The sequence below is a fragment of the Pseudomonas orientalis genome (genome assembly GCF_022807995.1).
Classification (GTDB): domain Bacteria; phylum Pseudomonadota; class Gammaproteobacteria; order Pseudomonadales; family Pseudomonadaceae; genus Aquipseudomonas; species Aquipseudomonas orientalis_B.
Map to the genome: position 1 here is coordinate 3,005,879 of NZ_CP094351.1, position 19,373 is coordinate 3,025,251.

Consider the following 19,373-nt stretch of genomic DNA (forward strand, 5'->3'; position numbering starts at 1 on the left):
CGACTCAAGATGAATTTTTCCAAGTTCTTCATTTCGCGGCCGATCTTCGCAGCGGTGCTGTCGCTGTTGATCCTGATCGCTGGCGCCATCTCGCTGTTCCAACTGCCGATCAGTGAATACCCGGAAGTGGTACCGCCGACCGTGGTGGTACGCGCCAACTTCCCCGGCGCCAACCCCAAAGTCATCGGCGAAACCGTGGCCGCGCCGCTGGAGCAGGCCATCACCGGCGTCGAGAACATGCTGTACATGTCCTCGCAATCGACCGCCGACGGCAAGCTGACCCTGACCATCACCTTCGCGCTGGGCACCGACCTGGACAACGCGCAGGTGCAGGTGCAAAACCGCGTGACGCGGACTCAGCCAAAACTGCCTGAGGAAGTGACCCGCATCGGTATCACCGTGGACAAGGCCTCCCCCGACCTGACCATGGTGGTGCACTTGACCTCACCGGATCAGCGTTACGACATGCTGTACCTGTCCAACTACGCGATCCTCAATATCAAGGATGAGCTGGCCCGCCTGGGCGGCGTCGGCGACGTGCAGTTGTTCGGCATGGGCGACTACTCCCTGCGCGTGTGGCTCGACCCTAACAAGACCGCTTCGCGCAACCTGACTGCGACCGATGTGGTCACGGCGATCCGCGAGCAGAACCGTCAGGTGGCCGCCGGTGCCCTGGGCGCCCAGCCTGCGCCGAGTGACACCAGCTTCCAGTTGTCGGTCAATACCCAGGGCCGCCTGGTCACCGAGGAAGAGTTCGAGAACATCGTGATTCGCGCCGGCGCCAACGGTGAAATCACCCGCCTCAAGGACATCGCCCGGGTCGAGCTGGGCTCCAGCCAATACGCGCTGCGCTCGCTGATCGATAACCAACCGGCCGTGGCGATTCCGATTTTCCAGCGTCCCGGCTCCAACGCCATCGACATCTCCAATGATGTGCGCGCCAAAATGGCCGAGCTGAAAAAGAGCTTCCCGGCGGGAATGGACTACCGCATCGCCTATGACCCGACGATCTTTGTGCGCGGTTCCATCGAAGCGGTGGTGCATACCCTGTTCGAAGCACTGATTCTGGTGGTGCTGGTGGTGATCCTGTTCCTGCAGACCTGGCGCGCCTCGATCATTCCCCTGGTGGCGGTGCCGGTCTCCTTGATCGGTACGTTTGCGGTAATGCACCTGTTCGGCTTCTCGCTCAACGCCCTGTCCCTGTTCGGCCTGGTACTGGCCATCGGGATCGTGGTGGACGACGCCATCGTGGTGGTGGAGAACGTCGAGCGTAATATCGAGCTGGGCCTGGAGCCGTTCCCGGCCACCGAAAAGGCCATGAGCGAAGTGACCGGCCCGATCATCGCCACGGCGCTGGTGCTGTGCGCGGTGTTCATCCCGGCCGCCTTCATCAGCGGCTTGACCGGGCAGTTCTACAAACAGTTCGCCTTGACCATTGCTATCTCCACGGTGATCTCGGCTTTCAACTCGCTGACCCTGTCCCCTGCCCTGGCCGCCGTGCTGCTGCGTGCCCACGATGCGCCGAAGGATCGTTTCTCCCGGTTCCTCGACAAGATTTTCGGTGGCTGGTTGTTCCGTCCGTTCAACCGCTTTTTCGAAAAGGCCAGCCATGGCTACGTGGGGACCGTACGCCGGGTGATTCGCGGCAGCGGCATTGCGCTGTTCGTGTACGCCGGCCTGATGGTGCTGACGTTCTTCGGCTTTGCCCACACCCCGACCGGTTTCGTGCCGGCCCAGGACAAGCAATACCTGGTGGCCTTCGCCCAACTGCCTGACGCTGCAAGCCTGGACCGCACCGAAAGCGTGATGAAGCGCATGTCGGAAATCGCCCTGAAACAACCCGGCGTGGAAGCCGCGATTGCCTTCCCCGGCCTGTCGATCAACGGTTTCACCAACAGCCCGAACAGCGGCATCGTGTTCGTGACCTTGAAGCCCTTCGACGAGCGTAAGGACGCAAGCATGTCCGCCGGCGCGATCGCCGGTGCACTGAACGGCCAATACGCCAATATCGAAGAAGCCTATATGGCGATCTTCCCACCGCCGCCGGTACAAGGCCTGGGCACCATCGGCGGGTTCCGCCTGCAGATCGAGGACCGTGGCAACCTCGGCTATGACGAGCTGTACAAGGAAGTGCAGAACATCATCACCAAGAGCCATGGCGTGCCTGAGCTGTTCGGCCTGTTCACCAGCTACACGGTGAACGTGCCGCAGGTCGACGCCGCCATCGACCGTGAAAAGGCCAAGACCCATGGCGTGGCGATCAGCGACATCTTCGACACGCTGCAGGTCTACCTGGGCTCGTTGTATGCCAACGACTTCAACCGCTTCGGACGCACCTACCAGGTCAACGTGCAGGCCGAGCAACAGTTCCGCCAGGACGCCGACCAGATCGGCCAGTTGAAAGTGCGTAACAACAAGGGCGAGATGATCCCGCTGGCGACCTTCATCAAGGTCAGCGACACCTCGGGCCCCGACCGCGTGATGCACTACAACGGTTTTATCACCGCTGAAATCAACGGCAACGCGGCACCGGGCTACAGCTCCGGCCAGGCCCAGATAGCCATTGAAAAGCTGTTGAAGGATGAACTGCCCAACGGCATGACCTATGAGTGGACCGACCTGACCTATCAGCAAATCCTCTCGGGCAATACCGCGCTGTTCGTGTTCCCGCTCTGCGTACTGCTGGCGTTCCTGGTACTGGCCGCCCAATACGAAAGCTGGAGCCTGCCGCTGGCGGTGATCCTGATCGTACCGATGACGCTGCTGTCGGCCATCACCGGGGTGATTCTCTCGGGGAGCGACAACAACATCTTCACCCAGATCGGGCTGATCGTACTGGTGGGCCTGGCCTGCAAGAACGCGATCCTGATCGTCGAGTTCGCCAAGGATAAACAGCAGGAAGGCCTCGACCCGCTGGCTGCGGTACTGGAAGCCTGCCGCCTGCGTCTGCGGCCGATCCTGATGACTTCGTTCGCGTTCATCATGGGTGTGGTGCCGTTGGTGCTGTCCAGCGGTGCCGGTGCCGAGATGCGCCATGCCATGGGCGTGGCGGTGTTCTCCGGGATGATCGGGGTGACCTTCTTCGGTCTGTTGCTGACGCCCGTGTTCTACGTACTGATCCGGCGCTATGTGGAGCGCCAGGAAGCGCGCAAAGCGGCCAAGGCCCTGAAGCTGGAGACACAGCAATGAGTGTGAAAATATTCCTGCCGAGCCTGCTGGTCCTGGCGCTCGCCGCCTGTGCCGTAGGCCCGGACTACAAGACCCAACAGCTGGAGGCGGCCAATATCACGGCCGCCGCCGACACCAAAAGCTACGACCACGCCAAATACGAAGGCATCTGGTGGCAGCAGTTCGAAGACCCGACGCTTAACCAACTGGTGACCCAGTCATTGAGCGGCAACCGCGATTTGCGCGTAGCCTTCGCCCGCCTGCGGGCGGCACGGGCCATCCGTGACGACGCGGCCAACGACATCATGCCGGTGGTCACCTCCCGCGCCAGCAGTGATGTGGGTAAAGGCCAGATTCCGGGGCAGACCACCAAGCGTGTCAACAGCGAGCGCTACGACCTGGGCCTGGACATGGCCTGGGAAGTCGACCTGTTCGGGCGCATCCGCCGCAACCTGGAAGCCAGCGACGCCGACCAGCAAGTGGCCGAAGCCGACCTGTACCAACTGCAAGTCACCATGATTGCCGAACTGGTGGATGCCTACGGTCAACTCCGCGGTGCGCAACTGCGCGAACGCATCGCCCTGGACAACCTGAAAAACCAGCAGGACTCGCGCAGCATTACCGTGAGCCTGCGCGATGCCGGTGTGGGTGATCAGCTTGACGTGGAACGTGCCGATGCGCGCCTGGCGGCAGTGGAAGCCAGCGTGCCGCAACTGCAGGCCGAGCAAGTGCGCGAGCGCAACCGCATCGCCACCCTCCTCGGCCAGCGCCCGGACAAACTGAGCGTGGACCTGAGCCCCAAGGACCTGCCGGCAATTGCCAAGGCATTGCCGATTGGCGACCCGGGCCAATTGCTGCAACGACGTCCGGACATCCTCAGCGCCGAACGCAAACTGGCCGCCGCCACCGCGCGAATCGGCGTGGCCAAGGCCGACCTGTTCCCACGGGTCAGCCTCAGCGGCTTCCTCGGCTTCACCGCCGGGCGTGGTTCGCAGATTGGTTCGGCCGCCGCAAACGCCTGGTCCCTGGGCCCGAGCATTACCTGGGCCGCGTTTGATCTGGGCAGCGTACGTGCGCGTTTGCGCGGAGCGAATGCCGAAGCCGACGGCGCCTTGGCAACCTATGAGCAGCAAGTGCTGCTGGCCCTGGAAGAATCCGAGAACGCCTTCAGCGATTACGGCAAGCGCCAGCAACGTCTGGTCTCGCTGATCCGCCAAAGCGAATCCAGCCGCGCCGCCGCCGACCTCGCCGCGATCCGCTACCGCGAAGGCACCGTGGACTTCCTGGTACTGCTCGACGCCCAGCGCGAACGCCTGGCCGCCGAAGACGCCCAGGCCCAGGCCGAAGTCGACCTGTATCGCGGCATAGTGGCGATCTACAAGGCGTTGGGTGGCGGCTGGCAGCCGGACACGGTGGTGGCCAGCAGCAAGTGATGTAAAGAGCTCCTTTGGTTGGTCGCATCCAGCCAATTTTCAGCCCTGCGATCCATTCGGTTGCGGGGCTTTTTTTTGCTAGGAGCGTCCTAAAATATTGAACGTTATGTCTGTAAGCCTAATAAGAAGTCCTTCGTAAGTAATTTCCTAATACCGCACTGGGCCTGGCGATCAGGATTAAGTGTTTTTTAACACTGCAGCCATTTCTCTTCTTGCAGATGTCCTGATACATAAAGTCACAACCTGTACATTTGCCTAATACTGCCTATATGGTCTTTACTCAGGACATCACTGATTAGCTTAAACACGTACGCGAATCCTCCTTGATTAAATCTGGGCACGTCGCGTAGCCCTGGGCCGGAATGTCAAATTGATCAGTGACGGCTTAATCAAACGACGTTACTAGCCCATCAATTAATAAATGGAATAAAAACATGAAAAATGAAGAAGTAAATGACTATGTACCAGAACCAGACAACAGCTTTTCTGCCACGAATGAAAATGAAGACATCTCTTTCTTCATGGATCTAGCAGATGATGAATTGATGCTTCAGGCTGTTTTTAGTCGTTGTTAGTAGTCAGCCAGCACCAACATAAAAAAGGTCATTCATTAGTTTGACCTTTTTTATCAAACTAATAGCAATTCTTTAAGCAGGATTATCTATTTGTTAAACAAAAACATAATTCCTCTTGAAAGCGTTGATGCTAGCGAGGTAATGGAATTTCAAAAAAATTACCTTCTGAATGAAACGCCAGTCATTTTAAAAGGAATGGGGAAAGATTGGCCAGCTATGAAGCGATGGTCCGCAAACTTTTTCAAAGACAGTTACGGACATGTTGACGTACCTATCTGTTACTACAAGACAAAACAGCAAGAACCTTACAAAAACCAAGCTAGAATGCCTCTGAGGGAATATATATGCATAGCAGAAAACAAAGCCTTTATTGACCATAAGACTGAGTTACCCTATATGGGCGGATGGATCTATCACAAAGAGTTTCCTGAACTCCTAAATGACATAGATATGACATTACCTTGCTTTCCTGATAACTGGCTGTACAAATTACCGCCTTCGATTTCAATACCACCAACAAACTTACTTATCGGATATGAATTTGTATCCAGTCCTTTACATACAGATTCTTTTTTCGTTAACTCCCTGTTAACCATGATTATAGGCGAAAAAAAAGCGCGTATGGTGTCGCCACTCCACACCTTTGCAGTCTCGAACGGACAAGACTTATTTGATACTGAAACTGCTAATAAAGTGCTCAGGCAAGGCGCCGATATTTTTGAAGGTACGATAACGGCGGGTGACGCATTTTATATTCCCCCTGGATGGTGGCACAACGTAATCAACTGCGGGTTCACTATCGCTGTTCAAAACTTACATGTAGACACTCATAGATTCCCATTGTTTGAACAGCAAATGCGTGGATTCGTTCTACCCATATTAAGTAAAATCGAAGACTTAGGTAAAAAAGCTAGAGCAGAACTATTTGAAGTGGCAAAAACACTGCCTCCTCCCTTATCCCATAAAATCGGAAGTTTTATAGAGCATGAGGAAAAATATATCCTGTTTCTCAAAAATACCGCAGCAAAAACTGAAGACTACCTAAGCAACTATTACTCAAAACCTTAGGTATTTAGAAGCCTTTCATATACTCCAAGAAAGTAAGGAGGCTGCGTGGAAAACAAAAATAATCTACTTAGAATTGCTGTAGATGCAGTTCCCGGATCACTAAAATCCCCTCGTAACTATGGTGCACTACAATTAGCGAGCTTGGGAGCGCTTCCGCCACGAGCGCCGTTATCTACACCGCTCCCAAACGTGAGCATAGAAGGCGGCTGTGATATCAGAGTTAAGGATGAGGAGCATACATACATTCTTTCTCCCAAAACCAATAAAACCCGCGAACTGAATAATATTTCAGGAGGAGATTATCTAAGCGGGCTTAACTATCTGGCAAGTCAAGATATTCTCGTCCGCCATCTAATTATGAGCAAAGCCAAATTAAAGTTAGCCCTAGATGGCAGCGCCGTTATCAGATTTCAAGATAAGGTGCCAGCCTTTGAAGGATTACTATCTTCCCCTGCCTGGATACCGTTTCGTGCTGGTATGTGGCCTGGAGCACGGCAGATCTGTGAGATTGCTCCTAATAGGTGGGAGGCTTTTTGCCCCTACAAAAGCATTCCGCCTATACTTATAGAAGTTGTTCGCAATCCTGAAGAAAATATAACTCTTTACGAAAAAGGAATCATTAATCAGACTGCAGACACCGCTACTCCATTTAACTCAACCGCACTAATAAATGGACAGCGCATCGTTAAGAAAACGTCCCTTAGAGGTGTTCTTGTTTTTTCAGGCGAGCTTATTGGAGATGACAAAAAATCACTTCGTAAAGAAATTAAAAACATTTTAAAAGAGGAAAACTGTGGAGAACATGTAGGTTGGGCAAGGGCTGCCACACCATCTGACGATCCCGTACCGCTAAAAAATTTAATATCTTTAGACTGGTCTCCTATAGCATCCAAAAATGGTCTTCTTCTAGCATTTTCTGATTATTACCCCAACGCTACTGTAGCTTGGTCCATTGCGATGACTCTTCATAAGAATGGTATACCTTGCACTCCAGTTTCTGACAGCTATTCAAATCCTAAAGTTAAAGCTGCTATGCGCCTAATGATTATTTCTGGACCAACCGATGATGCTTGGGGTAGATATGCGTCATTAATGTTATGCCCAGCTTGGCGAAATGAATCACAAGCCCAAAAACTATATTTCAATACATTAAAATCATCTATGTTTAGCAATCCACATAGAAGATTGCTTAACCATCTACTAGACGATGTATGCCCAAGCGTTACTATTGGCGCCATTCCAAGCATTTGCTTGAGCAATATTAATTTCCAAAAGTAATAGACCTACTGTAGCTAGTAAGCTGACAGGAGCGATGCTATGAATATAATACACACAAAAGTAGACTTACATATTTCTCCAACAGACAACTCAAGCAAAATCTGCCAAGATATAATTAAAACTTTTGGCTTATCTGAAAAAGGGTGGATTGAGTCACTCTCAAATTTAGATATTCCTACAAACGGAATTGTTCTAATAACAGGCGCAAGTGGTGTTGGTAAAAGTTTACTACTAAGAGAAATATCTCAACACTTTTCAGCCATAAGGAAAATACCTGACCACATTGATAAAGAGAAATCTATTGCTGAGATAATATCTTATGACGATGCAGGAGCAGTCATCCGTTACCTTTCAAAATTTGGACTGGGAGAGCCACGTATTCTGATTGGTCCTTTCTCTCACCTATCTGATGGGCAAAAAGAACGTTTCCTTATTGCGTCGGCCTTAATCCAGGGAAACGGGCCACTTATCCTTGACGAATTCACTACACGATTGGACAGGCGTACAGCTCACATTGTCGCCATAAATTTAGGGAAAATCCTGCGCGCCAATGAACAAAGCGCTTTTATTGCAAGTTGCCATGACGATATTGTCGACTTTTTAAAACCTGACATTCATATTGAGCTTTGCTCAGACGGGAAACACCGTATTTTAAACAAAAAAATAAAAAACACAAATATATTAGAAAGCCTAAAAATAGAAATAAAAAAAGGCACCATAGAGGACTATAAAAAACTTTCTCGTTATCATTATGAAAATGACAACCCGAATGATATAGATATGTTGGTCCCTCTAGTTGACCATGTTGTTGCTGCTTATTCTCAAGGAGAACTGGTTGGCGTTAACTTATGTATACGTCCATGGCCAAAGGCATTTGAGATATTTCCTGAGTTCTCAGAAGTCAATAAATCTATATTGCAATCATTCCGGGTCATTGTACATCCACAGTATCGTGGCATTGGGCTGACTAAGGCTTTAGATGTCATTCCCAACTCAAATACAAAAATACTATTGTCATGGTCTGCATTTTCTTCATATTACTCTTTCCCTATACTCGCAAACTATCAGCGATTTCATAGCCCATTTGAAATAATGAGCGAGGCTGAGATTTTGCTTCAATCATTTGTTGAGCCTAGACAAAAAAATAAAGACAAATCACTTCACCTGCTTATGGAGTGCCGAGAAATTTGGCAAGAGCTCACAAATGGGGAAAAAAAGATTTTGAAAGCTTTAGTAGTAGATGCCGCCAGTGAGAAAAGTTTGCGCCTAACTCTCTTTCAAAGAAAAATATCTGGTTTGGAAACCTCCGTTGATTCCAAAAAACTTATTAAATCTATTTTCTTTAAACTTTATTCTAGATCCAGTAGTGGTACTTTACCCATGCTATTGGCTGAAACAGTTTATAGACCAATGGCTATGTTTGTTAAACATATAGGCGACACACGCATAATGGAGAATTCCCTTGTTTAAATTAGAAAACCTATGGGTCTTGCGTGGTGACGTTGCTATTCTTAGTGATAAGAATCAACTTAAATTGATCACAGAGGATGGCATAAAAAATATCAAACCTCACAATTCCGATACCGCCACGTTACTGCATCTACTTAGTACAACGGGGGTCGTGTTGGAATTAGAGAAGGAACCGAAAGAAAGCCTTCTCCGAAAATTAAAGGATGCTAATCTTATTCACACAGCCCCTCCTTGCGGGATGACTCCGTTACAGTCGGTGCAATGGTGTTGGAATGAAGCAGTAGCGCCAAGCCAAGAAATGAGCCAACAATTATACAATTCGTCAATAGTAATTGTTGGATGCGGCGGCACCGGATCGTTAGTTGCACAAAGCCTTGCTGGTTCAGGGGTTGGCTCCTTTGTCTTAATTGATTTTGATAAAGTGAGCATGAGCAACCTTAATCGTCAATTTGTTTTTTGCGCGCGAGATATCGGCCAATATAAAGCAGATATACTTGCTCAGCGATTAATGGAAAATCAAAAAGTCGCAAAAACGCAATCCATCATATTAGAGATAACTTCCAGCAGACAGCTAGCAAGATTAGCAACGGGGGCAAATTTGATAATTTGTTGTGCTGATGAACCTAAAGGAGCCATTCAGGGTTACGTTGCTAACGCAGCATTAAAAGCAGGCACCTCAGCGCTTTTCGGTGCCGTTGGTATTAACAACGGCACACTCGGACCGCTTCTGAGAGAGAAACCTTCATTCCAGGCATATCTACACTGGATTAGAGATGTACACACCGTTTGTAAAAAAAAAATTATTCCTGCACGTTTTCCATCCAATGGAATAACAAACTCGATTGTCGCCAATCTCATGGCGTGGGAAGCCCTTCAATATTTGGCAAAGATTGGACCTTCAAAAATAGATGCATGCATTTTAAGCTTAGATTTCAGATCTTTTGAACTCACAAAGAAACAGGTATTTAAATAAAATGAATGCATTAGGTTTTTTAAAAAACAAAAATGACAATTTATATTACTCTTTGTCTGTCTTCCTAAACATGGATGTTCAAAGAAGCCTGTTCGTTCTTTACTTGCTGCAACTTGGCATCACACAAGGAGAGATAGGTGCACTCCAATCTTTTTTATTTTTTTCTTGTGTAGCATTAGAAATCCCATCTGGCTTACTTGCAGATCGATATGGCCGTAAGTTTTCTCTTATAACCGGTTTTCTAGGGTTATGTATAAGCGGTATTGGTTTCTTGCTATTCTCCTCTTTTATTCCTTTTGCGATTATATTTTGCCTATTCGGCGCCAGCATTGCGATGGGCTCCGGTTCAGACAGAGCATTATTGTATGATAACTTACTGGCTGAACACCGAGCTGAAGAGTATCCCAAAATATTGTCACGTGCCCGTGCTATCGGTGCAGTTTCATTAGGCTTATCCATACTTCTTGGTGGTGTATTACAAGATAGTTTCTCATGGAACAGTGTTTATATTTTTTTTGCGATATCCAAGTTTATCGGCGCACTTATTGTAACGTGCATTCCCGAAATGAGGCTTCCGTCTACCTCTCCGGCGCTCCATAAAGAAAATGGAGTAGGCCATAACACGACAGAAAACGTTTTCACATCGCTCGTCAATTTTTTTTGCTCAAAAAAAGGGGCTCTTCTTATACCTCTATTTATTGGATATGCGTTATTCGAACTATCAACGATCCCCCTGTTTATCTATGGCCAGCCGTTTTTTGCCATGCAGGGTTTAGAGATACCTATTATTGCCGGCATTTATGCTGCCGTTGAAGCCATATCGGCAGTTATGTTCATGGCCGCGGGCTTTATTTGTTCTAGATTTTCTCTCGGCATAATCGCTCTTACCACTACCGCCGCTGTTACTTTTTTGCTAGGCATTTTATCATTAAATATTGGAACAATTACTTCGGTGGCAACTTTCCTTCTTATCATGTCGCTCCCTTCAATATATGAAACCTCCTATGAAACATATATTCATGAAAATGTTGATTCACATATCCGAGCGTCCTGCCTATCTGTCGCAAACCTAATAAATTCAGTTGTCATCGGCATCTCCTATACTGTTTTTGGCGGGATGCTGGATATTTATGGCTTCTCCTTGACTTTGGTTATAGTTGCTGCCACCTGCTTTGTGGGTTTATTTGGTGTAAGCACAACATTATTCTTAAACGGACAGAGAAGTCATTTAAAAAAACAGGGCGTTTGAATCGCGCAGATTTTTTGGCACTCTACAGGCTCACTGCGTAACGCTTTCAAGCAGCGCCATTAATCTTGCGTTGCTTCATTCAAAATCAAACTCCGATAATGCCCCGGATTCGACCCACTCCATTTACGAAACGCTTTATAAAACGAACTCGTATCAGCAAACCCCAACCGCTCGGCAATCTGGGCGAAGCTGATCTGCGGTTCAGCCAGCCACACAATCGCCAATTCCTTGCGCACGCTGTCCTTGAGGCCCTGATAGGTCTGCCCTTCTTCTGCCAAGCGGCGGCGCAGGGTGGACGCGGAGATGCACAGGGTGGCGGCAAGGCCGTCCGTCTCCGGCCAGGTGTGCGGGGGCATATGGCGCAGGTCATGCTTGATGCGGCTGGCCAGGCTTTGCGGGTCGCGGTATTTGACCAGGATATTGGCCGGTGCCTGGCCGAGAAAGCGTTGCAGTTCCTGGGGCGTACGCTTGATCGGCAGGTCCAGGCACTCGGCCGAAAAGATCATGCGCGTGCGTGGGCGATCAAAACGCAGGTTGTCGGAAAACATTACCTGATAATCATCGCAAAAGTCCGGGCGGGCGCAGCGCAGTTCGATGGCCAGAATCGGGATGCGCCGCCCCGCCAGCCAGCAGGCGACGCCGTGCACGATCATCCAATAGGTGAAATAGGTGAATGCACGCCTGGGTTCAGGCTCCGGCTCGAGCAATACGATTTCCGCCAGGCTTTGCTGGCGCACCAGCTGGGCAGGCAGGCGCTCGAGCATCAGTGACAGAAAATCCAGCGCGGTTTCCAGACCGGCCATCAGGCTCGGTTGGGCCATGGCGGCGCGACACAGAAACGCCAGGCTGCCGGATTTGAGTTTGCGTGGGTCCATGCCAAAAAACTCGTCATCCCTGCGCCGCGCCAGCAAACGCCACAGGCGTGCATAGGCCGTGGCGGCCACGCGTGCGCCGGGCTGTTCCAGCAGCACCGGGTCAATCCCGACTTTGCTTAACGCCTCAACCGTGGCCGCGCCCGGCGCGCAGCTCTGCAGCAAGGCTTCGCGCACGAGGTGGATGGAAATGGTGTCTTTCTCGGACATGGGGGGTCGATCGATCCGGCTGCGCTCTGGTGGCCTGCATGATAAAGGCGGTTGCGCTTCGCCACCACCGTTCAGCCCAGGTTCAGCAAAGGTCAATATTTCTTGTTTAGCAATGAGTATCATTATGTTACAACTTAGCTTCCTATCTAGTTACGCCGTGGTGCCCGATGCTCGTTCCTTTTTTAATCATGCTGCGCGAAGGCATTGAAGCGGCGTTGATCGTTGGCATCATCGCCAGTTACCTGCAACAGACCGGGCGCGGCCAGTGGATGCCCGCCGTGTGGATCGGCGTATTTCTCGCCGCTGCCCTGTCCCTGCTGGTGGGCGGTGGGCTGGAACTGGTCAGCGCCGAATTCCCGCAAAAACAGCAGGAACTGTTCGAAGGCATCGTCGGATTGGTCGCGGTGGGCATCCTCAGTTCCATGGTGTTCTGGATGCGCAAGGTGGCGCGTTCCATCAAACATTCGCTGCATGAGTCCCTCGACCATGCCTTGGCCGGCTCCCGGCATCAAGTGTTTGCGCTGATCGCCATGGTGTTTTTCGCCGTGGCCCGCGAAGGGTTGGAAACCGTGTTCTTCCTGCTCGCCGTATTCCAGCAGAGCGAAGGCCCCGGCGCGCCGATGGGCGCCCTGCTCGGCCTGATCCTGGCGATTGTCGTGGGCTTTTTGATCTATTCCGGCAGCATGCGCCTGAACCTCGGCGCGTTTTTCCGCTGGACCGGCCTGTTTATCCTGGTGGTGGCGGCCGGCATTCTCGCCAACTCGGTGCAGGCTCTGCATGAAGCGGGCGTGTGGAATCACCTGCAAACCGTGCTGTTCGATTTCAGCGCCGCGCTGCCGATGGACAGCCCGCTCGGCTCGGTACTCGCAGGTATGTTCGGGTATCAGGAAGCACCGACGGTGAGCACGCTCGGCGCCTACCTGATTTACCTGGTGGTGGCCCTGGTGGTGTTCTTCCTGCCCGCGCCGTCCGCCAAGCCCTTCACCCCAAATTCTTCCGCCTCCAGCCAGTAAGGACCGTCTCTTGTCCAACCCAACCCCTCAACCGGCCCCGCCGTCCCGCGCGCTGCGCTGGGCCCTGGCCGGCTCGGTGGTCGTGATGATCGCCGCCGGTGGCCTGTTCTATTACGCCTCGCAGTTGGCCGCCGGCAAGCGCCAGGCCAACCACAATGAAATCGCGGTGACCATCCGCGGCCACGCCTGTGAGCCCAATGCACTGACAGTGCCGGCCGGACGTGCGAGCTTTCGCATCATCAACCGCTCCGATCGCGCAGTGGAGTGGGAAATCCTCGACGGCGTGCTGGTGGTCGAGGAGCGGGAGAATATTGCCCCCGGCCTGAGCCAGGTGATCAACGCCAACTTGCTGCCCGGCGACTACGCGATCACCTGCGGCCTGCTGAGTAACCCGCGCGGCACCTTGCATGTCACGCCTACGGCTGAATCCGACGCCCAGGCCAGGGCCAAGCCGTCGATGGTGGCTTTTATCGGCCCGCTGTCGGAGTTCCGCGTGTACCTGAGCGGCCAGGGCAGTGCACTGGTCAAGGCTGTGACTGCGTTGCAGCAGGCAATCGATGCCGGCGATCTCGCCCAGGCCCAGGCCTTGTATGTTCCGGCCCGCGAAGCCTACCAACGCCTGGCACCGGCCTCGCAACGTTTGGCCGAACTGGACAACGCGATCAACGCCCGCGCCGACTACTTCGAAAAACGCGAGCAGGACCCAGCCTTCAGCGGCTTCCACCGCCTTGAATACGGCCTGTTCCAGCAGCGCAGTCTCGATGGTCTGGCGCCCGTTGCGCAGCGTTTGGTCAACGACGTCACCACCCTCAAGCAACAGCTGCTGGCCCAGTCCCTGCCGCCGGAGCAACTGGTGAGCATTGTGGTGCGCAACCTCAACAGCCTGGCCGACGTACGCGCCGCCAGCGGTGAAGAAGAACGCTACAGCCATATCGACCTCAACGGTTTTGCCGCCAACCTGCAGGTTGCGCACAAGGTGGTCGACCTGATGCGCCCCTTGTTGACCCAATCGGCGGCCGACCTGCTGCCGACCATCGACAGCGCACTGGCGCAGTTCGACGCCGAACTGGCCGGTTTCAAAGTCGGCAGCCGCTACAGCACGTACGACAGCGTAACGGCCGATCAGCGCAAGCAGATCGCCAACAAGGCCAAGGCACTGGCCGCCGCACTCGATGGAATCGACCCCGCCCTCGGCCTTTCCGGCCTGCAGTGAGACGAAACGCAGACATGAGTGATTCAGAACAATTCAACCTTCAGCGTCGCCGTGTCCTGCTGGGCATGGCGGCTACCGGCGCGGCCATTGCCGGCAGCAGCCTGACCTGCCCGGCCATGGCTGCGGCCGCCGAACAGGTCACCACCGCGCCGCGCAGCGACAAAACCCAGGACCATCACGCATTCTTCGGCCAGCACCAGAGCGGTATCGTCACTCCGCGCCCGGCCTGCGGCATGCTGGTGGCCTTCGACGTGCTGGCCAGCGACCGTGAAGACCTGGAGCGTCTGTTTCGCACCTTGAACGAGCGCATCGCGTTCCTGATGACTGGCGGCACCGTGCCGCAGGTCGACCCGAAACTGCCGCCCACCGACTCCGGCATCCTCGGCCCGGTGGTCACGCCGGATAACCTGACCATCACCGTTTCCGTCGGCGAATCCTTGTTCGATGAGCGCTTCGGCCTCGGTGCAGCCAAACCCAAGCGCCTGATTCGCATGGTCGGCTTTCCCAACGATGCGCTGGAACCGGCACAGTGCCACGGCGACCTGAGCCTGCAGTTCAGCTCCAATACGCCGGACACCAATATCCACGCCCTGCGCGACATCGTGAAAAACCTGCCGGACCTGTTGCTGGTGCGCTGGAAACAGGAAGGCAGCGTACCGCCTCAGGCGCCGGCCAAACCCGGCGAGCCTGCGCAAAGTGCGCGCAACTTCCTGGGTTTTCGCGATGGTTCGGCCAACCCCGACTCCAACGACGCCAAGGCCATGGACCGCATCGTCTGGGTCCAGCCCGGCAGCGACGAACCCGCCTGGGCCGCCCACGGCAGCTACCAGGCGGTGCGGATCATCCGTAACTTCGTCGAGCGCTGGGACCGTACTCCGCTGCAGGAACAGGAAAGCATCATTGGCCGTGTCAAACCCACCGGCGCGCCGATGGGTGGCGACAAGGAATCCCAGGTGCCCGATTACAGCAAGGACCCGGAGGGCAAATTGACCAAGCTTGATGCCCACATCCGCCTGGCCAACCCGCGCACACCGCAGACCCAGGCCAACCTGATCCTGCGCCGGCCGTTCAACTACTCCAACGGCGTGAATAAAAACGGTCAGCTCGACATGGGGCTGCTGTTCATCTGCTACCAGGCTGACCTGGAGAAAGGCTTTATCAGCGTGCAAACCCGGCTCAACGGCGAGCCCCTGGAGGAATACCTCAAGCCGGTCGGCGGCGGTTATTTCTTCACCTTGCCGGGAGTCCGGGGGCCGGACGATTTCATCGGGCGCACGCTGCTTGCGGCAACGCACTCGCCAACCACTGCCAAAACCTGAAACAAAACTCAGAGCGGATACCGTCCCATGAAAAAGTCGACCCTCGCGTTGTCGTTGCTGATCACCCTTTCGCCACTGGCCGCCATCGCCGCCACGGCGCCGCTGGACCTGGTAGGGCCGGTGTCGGACTACAAGATCTACGTCACCGAAGAGATCGGTGAATTGGTCACCCAGACCCAGGCCTTCACCGCCGCCGTGAAAAAAGGTGACCTGGCCACCGCCAAAAAACTCTACGCGCCGACCCGTGTGCACTATGAGTCCATCGAGCCGATCGCCGAGCTGTTCAGCGACCTCGACGCCTCCATCGACTCACGGGTCGACGACCACGAAAAAGGCGTAAAGGCTGAAGACTTCACCGGCTTTCACCGCATCGAATACAGCCTGTTTTCCGAGAACACCACCCAGGGCCTCGACGCCCTCACCGACAAGCTCAACAGCGATGTGCTGGACCTCAAGACCCGCGTGGATGGCCTGACCTTCCCACCGGAAAAAGTCGTCGGCGGTGCCGCAGCGCTGCTCGAAGAAGTGGCCGCCACCAAGATTTCCGGCGAAGAAGACCGCTACAGCCACACCGACCTGTATGACTTCCAGGGCAATATCGACGGCGCGAAGAAAATCGTTGACCTGTTCCGTGGCCAGATCGAAAAACAGGACAAGGGGTTCCTGGCCAAGGTCGACAAGAACTTTGCCACCGTGGACAAGATCCTCGCCAAGTACAGGACCCCGGACGGCGGGTTTGAAACCTACGACAAGGTCAAGGACAACGACCGCAAAGCCCTGGTGGGCCCGGTCAATACCCTGGCCGAAGACCTGTCGATGCTGCGCGGCAAGTTGGGCCTGAACTGATTGGACCTGAGCTAAACCGCCACGCAAAAAAACACCCAGGTCCCGCAGGAGCCTGGGTGTTTTTTTTGTTCAGGTGGTTTTACAGAATCCGGTACAGCAGCCGTTCGATACGCACCCTGCTCACCCGTCGCAGGAACTTGCCCACCGCCGCCGGATAATCCACCAGCGTCTGCAATTGCTGATAACTCTCAATACGCGTGGCGTGCTGGAAAATATGCGCCAGCTCCTGCGCTCGCGGCGCCAGCCATTCGCCCTTGGGGTCGTCGATCAGCAAGGCGTTTTCCAAGTCGAGCCGGAACGCCCTCGGGTTGAGGTTGTTGCCGGTCAGCAAGGTGTAGCGCTCGTCGACCCACATGCCCTTGAGGTGGTAGCTGTGGTCACCGTCACGCCACAGGTGCAGGTTCAGCTGGCCGCTGTCGATCATTGGCTGGTGGCGCTTGGCAAAGCGACGCAGGCTGATCTCATACAGATAAGGCAGCGCTGCGATCACCTTGAACGGCTCGCTGGGCGGAATGTAGAAGTCGTTGGCGGTCTTGTCGCCGACGATGATGTCGATCTTCACGCCGCGCGCCAGGGCCCGGTTGATCTCCCGAGTCACCGGCAGCGGCAGGTTGAAATACGGCGTGCAGATAGTCAATTGCTGCTGGGCGCTGGCGATCAGCTCCAGGATCACCCGGCTGAGCGGGTTGTTCTTGCCCACACCGAGCAGCGGGCTGACCTGCAAGTGCCCGTTGGGCAACTGCCCGGCGCTGGTGTCATAGCTCGCATGCTTGAGGCGGCTGCGCAGGTCACCGATATCGTTGCGCAGGCTGCGGGTGGTGGGCGGGTTGGGCAGGTCGAGGCGGTGCACCGCCTTGGACGCCACCAGGCCATGCTCCACCAGATGCTGCATGGAATCGGCCAGCGGCTGGCTGTGGATCAGGTGATAACGGTCGAAGCGGTACTTGTCGAACTTGTGCAGGTACACGTTGTTCAGGCTGGCGCCGCTGTACAGCACCGTGTCGTCGATCACGAAGCCCTTGAGGTGCAATACGCCGAACAGCTCGCGGGTTTGCACCGGCACGCCGTACACCGGCACTTCAGTGGCATGGCTCTGGGTCATGGCCTGGTACCAGGCGCTGTTGCCCGGCTGCTTGCCGGCGCCAATCAGCCCGCGCTGGGCGCGCAGCCAGTCGACCATCACCACGATGTCGAGCTCCGGGCGTGCCGCCTTCGCGGCGTGCAGTGCGTCGTAGATCTCCTGCCCCGCTTCATCCTTCTGCAAGTACAACGCAACGATGTAGATACGCCGGGTGGCCTGCGGGATTTTCTCCAGCAGGCAACGCCGATAGGCATCGGCGCCGGACAGCACCTCGATGGCATCGGCGGACAGCGGAAAACCGCGCAATTTAGGCAACAGGGAGCGTTTGAAGAACGACGGCATAAGGCTCGCAAAGGGTCGAATCCGAAGAGGCCCAAAGCTTACACCATGAGGATGCTCAGGTCTCGTCAGCGCTGTCCGAAAAACATCCTTGACCAAGAAGAACGATCGTTCTACTGTTCCCGCCATGAACGATATGACCTCTAACGAAACACGCGATATCATTCTCGACGTTACCGAGAAACTGATTTATCGCCACGGCATCGCCGCCACCGGGATGGACTTGCTGGTGAAAACCGCCGGCGTCTCGCGAAAAAGCATCTACCGCTATTTCGCCAACAAGGATGACCTGGTGATTGCCGCCCTGCAGCGCCGTGACGAACGCTGGATGTGCTGGCTGCGCACGCACGTGCAGCGCAGCGACGACAGCGGTGAGCGCCTGCTGGCGCTGTTCAGCGCATTGAAAAGCTGGTTCGGCTCGGCGGATTTCCGCGGCTGCGCCTTTATCAATACCAGTGGCGAGACCGGCAATGCGCAGGACCCGGTACGTCTGCTGGCCAAGGCACACAAACAAAAACTGTTCGAGTTCGCACTCGAACTGTGTCACGCACATGGCACCCCCGATCCGGAGCGGCAGGCCGCACAACTGCTGATTCTGATCGATGGTGCCATTACCGTTGCCCTGGTGATGGGTGATTCAACGGCTGCCGATAATGCGCAGGATATGGCGCGAACATTGTTGGCACTTTGAACCGCACGCCTGGCAACTTTTGATCCACTCTCTTGTTTTCAGGAGTGCTCTATGTACACCGACGCAGAAGTTCGCCCGCCACTGCCGCCGTTTACCCGCGAATCGGCCATTGAAAAAGTGCGTCTGGCCGAAGACGGCTGGAATTCCCGCGACCCGCACCGGGTTTCACTGGCGTATACGCTGGGCACCCAATGGCGCAACCGCGCCGAGTTTGTCCACAACCGCGAAGAAGCCAAGGGGTTTCTCACGCGCAAGTGGGCCAGGGAACTGGACTATCGACTGATCAAGGAGCTATGGGCGTTTACCGACAATCGCATTGCCGTGCGCTATGCCTATGAATGGCACGATGACGCCGGCAACTGGTTTCGCTCGTACGGTAATGAAAACTGGGAGTTCGATGAAAACGGCCTGATGGCCCACCGTTTCGCATGCATCAACGATCTGCCGATCAAGGACAGCGAGCGCAAGTTCCACTGGCCATTGGGGCGGCGTCCGGATGAGCATCCGGGGTTGTCGGAGTTTGGCCTGTAACCTGTGGGAGGGCTTGCCCCAGATGAGCATAGGCATCTACACAA

At 54.4% G+C, this 19,373-nt stretch carries 16 protein-coding genes; 14 read left to right on the forward strand and 2 right to left on the reverse strand.

Going from position 1 to position 19,373, the window contains the following annotated elements; all coding sequences use genetic code 11:
• Window positions 1-9: 9 nt before the first annotated feature.
• The 8 genes from MRY17_RS13270 to MRY17_RS13305 all read left to right on the forward strand — a co-directional run bounded on the left by MRY17_RS13270 (window position 10) and on the right by MRY17_RS13305 (window position 11,214).
• Entirely contained in the window at window positions 10-3,189 is a 3,180-nt protein-coding gene (locus tag MRY17_RS13270) for an efflux RND transporter permease subunit (protein ID WP_191956338.1), read from the forward strand.
• Complete coding sequence (locus tag MRY17_RS13275; RefSeq protein WP_057725280.1) at window positions 3,186-4,601, forward strand: efflux transporter outer membrane subunit; 1,416 nt, start codon at window positions 3,186-3,188, stop codon at window positions 4,599-4,601. Before MRY17_RS13270 ends, MRY17_RS13275 begins: the two co-directional genes overlap by 4 nt.
• 434 nt (window positions 4,602-5,035) lie before the next feature.
• The gene (locus MRY17_RS13280) at window positions 5,036-5,176 is read left to right on the forward strand and encodes a hypothetical protein (protein ID WP_164420415.1); all 141 of its coding nucleotides are present in this window, start codon (window positions 5,036-5,038) and stop codon (window positions 5,174-5,176) included.
• 90 nt (window positions 5,177-5,266) lie between these two features.
• Window positions 5,267-6,244, forward strand: coding sequence for a cupin-like domain-containing protein (locus MRY17_RS13285; RefSeq protein ID WP_243352232.1), 978 nt, complete (start codon window positions 5,267-5,269; stop codon window positions 6,242-6,244).
• A gap of 45 nt (window positions 6,245-6,289) precedes the next feature.
• Window positions 6,290-7,522: a hypothetical protein gene (locus MRY17_RS13290; protein WP_243352233.1), complete on the forward strand. Its 1,233-nt coding sequence runs from the start codon at window positions 6,290-6,292 to the stop codon at window positions 7,520-7,522.
• A 39-nt stretch (window positions 7,523-7,561) separates the two neighbouring features.
• Window positions 7,562-8,992, forward strand: coding sequence for a hypothetical protein (locus MRY17_RS13295; protein ID WP_243352235.1), 1,431 nt, complete (start codon window positions 7,562-7,564; stop codon window positions 8,990-8,992).
• A complete protein-coding gene (locus MRY17_RS13300) occupies window positions 8,985-9,965 on the forward strand; it encodes a HesA/MoeB/ThiF family protein (protein WP_243352236.1) in 981 nt (326 codons plus the stop codon). The genes MRY17_RS13295 and MRY17_RS13300 overlap by 8 nt, the downstream gene beginning before the upstream one ends.
• A 1-nt stretch (window position 9,966) precedes the next feature.
• Window positions 9,967-11,214, forward strand: a complete 1,248-nt coding sequence (locus MRY17_RS13305; protein ID WP_191953525.1) for an MFS transporter — start codon at window positions 9,967-9,969, stop codon at window positions 11,212-11,214.
• Between the two features lie 59 nt (window positions 11,215-11,273).
• Here MRY17_RS13305 and MRY17_RS13310 read toward each other — a convergent pair whose 3' ends face one another.
• Entirely contained in the window at window positions 11,274-12,296 is a 1,023-nt protein-coding gene (locus tag MRY17_RS13310) for an AraC family transcriptional regulator (RefSeq protein WP_181283634.1), read from the reverse strand.
• 167 nt (window positions 12,297-12,463) lie between these two features.
• On the opposite strand from MRY17_RS13310, the gene efeU reads away from it, so the two are divergent.
• Genes efeU through efeO (MRY17_RS13330) form a run of 4 tightly spaced genes read left to right on the forward strand, consistent with a single transcriptional unit; the run spans window position 12,464 to window position 16,687 of the window.
• Window positions 12,464-13,309 (forward strand): iron uptake transporter permease EfeU, encoded by an 846-nt coding sequence (gene efeU / locus MRY17_RS13315; protein WP_191956342.1) that lies wholly within the window; start codon window positions 12,464-12,466, stop codon window positions 13,307-13,309.
• Window positions 13,310-13,319: 10 nt separating this feature from the next.
• Window positions 13,320-14,522, forward strand: a complete 1,203-nt coding sequence (gene efeO, locus MRY17_RS13320) for an iron uptake system protein EfeO (RefSeq protein WP_191956343.1) — start codon at window positions 13,320-13,322, stop codon at window positions 14,520-14,522.
• Between the two features lie 14 nt (window positions 14,523-14,536).
• On the forward strand, window positions 14,537-15,841 hold the full coding sequence (gene efeB, locus MRY17_RS13325) for an iron uptake transporter deferrochelatase/peroxidase subunit (RefSeq protein WP_243352238.1): 1,305 nt from the start codon (window positions 14,537-14,539) through the stop codon (window positions 15,839-15,841).
• Between the two features lie 27 nt (window positions 15,842-15,868).
• The gene (gene efeO / locus MRY17_RS13330; RefSeq protein ID WP_243352239.1) at window positions 15,869-16,687 is read left to right on the forward strand and encodes an iron uptake system protein EfeO; all 819 of its coding nucleotides are present in this window, start codon (window positions 15,869-15,871) and stop codon (window positions 16,685-16,687) included.
• 79 nt (window positions 16,688-16,766) lie between these two features.
• Here the strand turns inward: efeO (MRY17_RS13330) and pssA are convergent, their stop codons facing one another.
• Complete coding sequence (pssA, locus tag MRY17_RS13335; protein ID WP_243352241.1) at window positions 16,767-18,110, reverse strand: CDP-diacylglycerol--serine O-phosphatidyltransferase; 1,344 nt, start codon at window positions 18,108-18,110, stop codon at window positions 16,767-16,769.
• Between the two features lie 124 nt (window positions 18,111-18,234).
• On the opposite strand from pssA, the gene MRY17_RS13340 reads away from it, so the two are divergent.
• Together MRY17_RS13340 and MRY17_RS13345 are read left to right on the forward strand one after the other, a co-directional pair.
• On the forward strand, window positions 18,235-18,798 hold the full coding sequence (locus tag MRY17_RS13340) for a TetR/AcrR family transcriptional regulator (RefSeq protein ID WP_243352243.1): 564 nt from the start codon (window positions 18,235-18,237) through the stop codon (window positions 18,796-18,798).
• Between the two features lie 51 nt (window positions 18,799-18,849).
• Window positions 18,850-19,329: a DUF1348 family protein gene (locus MRY17_RS13345; RefSeq protein WP_243352244.1), complete on the forward strand. Its 480-nt coding sequence runs from the start codon at window positions 18,850-18,852 to the stop codon at window positions 19,327-19,329.
• Window positions 19,330-19,373 lie beyond the last annotated feature (44 nt).

Excerpts from the sequence above, each read along its gene's own strand:
- MRY17_RS13270 (WP_191956338.1), top strand. The coding sequence starts at position 10 with ATGAATTTTTCCAAGTTCTTCATTTCGCGGCCGATCTTCGCAGCGGTG.
- MRY17_RS13275 (WP_057725280.1), top strand. The coding sequence starts at position 3,186 with ATGAGTGTGAAAATATTCCTGCCGAGCCTGCTGGTCCTGGCGCTCGCC.
- MRY17_RS13280 (WP_164420415.1), top strand. The coding sequence starts at position 5,036 with ATGAAAAATGAAGAAGTAAATGACTATGTACCAGAACCAGACAACAGC.
- MRY17_RS13295 (WP_243352235.1), top strand. The coding sequence starts at position 7,562 with ATGAATATAATACACACAAAAGTAGACTTACATATTTCTCCAACAGAC.
- MRY17_RS13305 (WP_191953525.1), top strand. The coding sequence starts at position 9,967 with ATGAATGCATTAGGTTTTTTAAAAAACAAAAATGACAATTTATATTAC.
- MRY17_RS13310 (WP_181283634.1), bottom strand. The coding sequence starts at position 12,296 with ATGTCCGAGAAAGACACCATTTCCATCCACCTCGTGCGCGAAGCCTTG.
- efeU (WP_191956342.1), top strand. The coding sequence starts at position 12,464 with ATGCTCGTTCCTTTTTTAATCATGCTGCGCGAAGGCATTGAAGCGGCG.
- efeB (WP_243352238.1), top strand. The coding sequence starts at position 14,537 with ATGAGTGATTCAGAACAATTCAACCTTCAGCGTCGCCGTGTCCTGCTG.
- efeO (WP_243352239.1), top strand. The coding sequence starts at position 15,869 with ATGAAAAAGTCGACCCTCGCGTTGTCGTTGCTGATCACCCTTTCGCCA.
- pssA (WP_243352241.1), bottom strand. The coding sequence starts at position 18,110 with ATGCCGTCGTTCTTCAAACGCTCCCTGTTGCCTAAATTGCGCGGTTTT.
- MRY17_RS13340 (WP_243352243.1), top strand. The coding sequence starts at position 18,235 with ATGAACGATATGACCTCTAACGAAACACGCGATATCATTCTCGACGTT.
- MRY17_RS13345 (WP_243352244.1), top strand. The coding sequence starts at position 18,850 with ATGTACACCGACGCAGAAGTTCGCCCGCCACTGCCGCCGTTTACCCGC.